This is a genomic window from Bacillus sp. P4_D3 (genome assembly GCF_056401855.1).
The window spans coordinates 1-1,813 of record NZ_JBFUIN010000633.1; the positions used below are offsets into that span (position 1 = coordinate 1).

Consider the following 1,813-nt stretch of genomic DNA (forward strand, 5'->3'; position numbering starts at 1 on the left):
CTATTACAACTGTTTGAAAAAGGGATTGTCGTTGTGAAGCCTGCGGAGGCGACGAAAGTAACGAAAAAACAGCATGCTGTGAAACAAGCTATTCCTGTCAAGAAAGAAGAGGTAGTTGTTAAAAAAGAAAAGCAGGAATCTGTGCCATTTATTATTCAAAAAGTAATTCGGATGTTAGAACAAAACGATGTGGAACAATATTTCATTCATGCATATGCTGAAAAATTAAAAGTGAAGTTTGAGAATGCAACGATGATTACAGAAGAGGAAGTCATCGGATACATATTGGAAGATATGAGATCTCATTTCAATACTGAAAACGTATTTGAAAAAGAAGTACAAACGATTGCATTAATCGGTCCAACTGGCGTTGGAAAAACGACGACACTTGCGAAAATGGCATGGCAGTTTCACGCTAAGAACAAAACAGTTGGTTTTATTACGACGGACCACTCTCGCATTGGAACAGTGCAGCAATTACAAGATTACGTAAAAACAATTGGGTCAGAAGTAATCGCTGTGCGAGATGAAGCAGCAATGACAAGGGCGCTCACTTATTTTAAAGAAGAAGCGTGCGTCGATTATATATTAATAGATACAGCCGGGAAGAATTATCGTACGTCAGAAACGGTTGAAGAAATGATTGAAACGATGGGACAAGTAGAGCCAGATTATATTTGTTTAACGTTATCAGCTTCTATGAAAAGTAAAGACATGATTGAAATCATTACGAACTTTAAAGATATTCATATTGATGGTATCGTGTTTACGAAATTTGATGAAACAGCGAGCAGTGGTGAATTGTTGAAAATTCCAGCTGTATCATCAGCTCCAATTGTATTAATGACAGATGGACAAGACGTGAAGCAACATATACATATCGCTACAGCTGAACATTTAGCAAAACAAATGTTACAAACATCGTAAGAAGAGAGGTGAAGAATAAGGCACTTGCCTTATTCAAACGAGTATGAACGGTCTTTATATAGGTTCTATGGGTATGATGAATTACATGCAGCGTTTAAATGTACACTCTAATAACGTCGCAAATGCCCAAACGACAGGGTTTAAAGCAGAAAACATGACTTCTAAAGTATTTGATGTGCAAGACACATATCGCCGCGGAGACGGATCGGCGACAAATATCGGTTCGGCCGATTACGCTGTCGTACCAGCTGCGACGCATGTGAACTTAGTACAAGGAAATGTACAAATGACAAATAGTGCTACAGATTTCTTTTTAGACGACGGTGCGGCTGGTACATCATCATTTTTCGTTACTTCTAAAAATGATGAAACATTTTTAACGAGAGACGGTAGTTTTACATTAAATAGTGATCGTTATTTACAAACAGCATCTGGTGCTTTCGTAATGGGTGAGAATAATGAACGTATTCGTATTCCAGAAGGAGCAAAGATAGCTGTACAAGCAGACGGTACATTATACGATGAAGTAACACAAAATAATATTGGCCGCTTGCAAACGAAAACAGTAGATGCAGAAACGAATGCTCGTCTCGTGCAACGTGAAAATAAAAGTTTTACACTAGCAGAAGGAAACGTTGCTGATTTACCGAATGGAACAGGGATTGTGAAAAATCATATGCTAGAAAATTCAAATGTTGATATGACGAAAGAGATGGCAGATTTAATGACGAATCAAAAAATGATTCAAGCATCGCAGCGCATCATGACTTCGTTTGATAAAATTTATGAAAAAGAAGCGAATGAAATATTGAGATAAAGGACTTCCCATTAGTGGGAGTCTTTTTTTAATCCCGTAAAAGCCCGATTGGTGAAGGCTAATAATCAG

2 protein-coding genes are annotated in these 1,813 nt (G+C 37.6%); both read left to right on the top strand.

Annotated features, from left to right (window positions below):
• Nucleotides 1-927: ATP-binding cassette domain-containing protein (locus tag AC1DTM_RS25005; RefSeq protein WP_477001144.1), on the top strand; the 927-nt coding region annotated here is incomplete at its 5' end.
• Between the two features lie 43 nt (nt 928-970).
• Nucleotides 971-1,744: a flagellar basal-body rod protein FlgG gene (locus AC1DTM_RS25010; protein WP_033714688.1), complete on the top strand. Its 774-nt coding sequence runs from the start codon at nt 971-973 to the stop codon at nt 1,742-1,744.
• Nucleotides 1,745-1,813 lie beyond the last annotated feature (69 nt).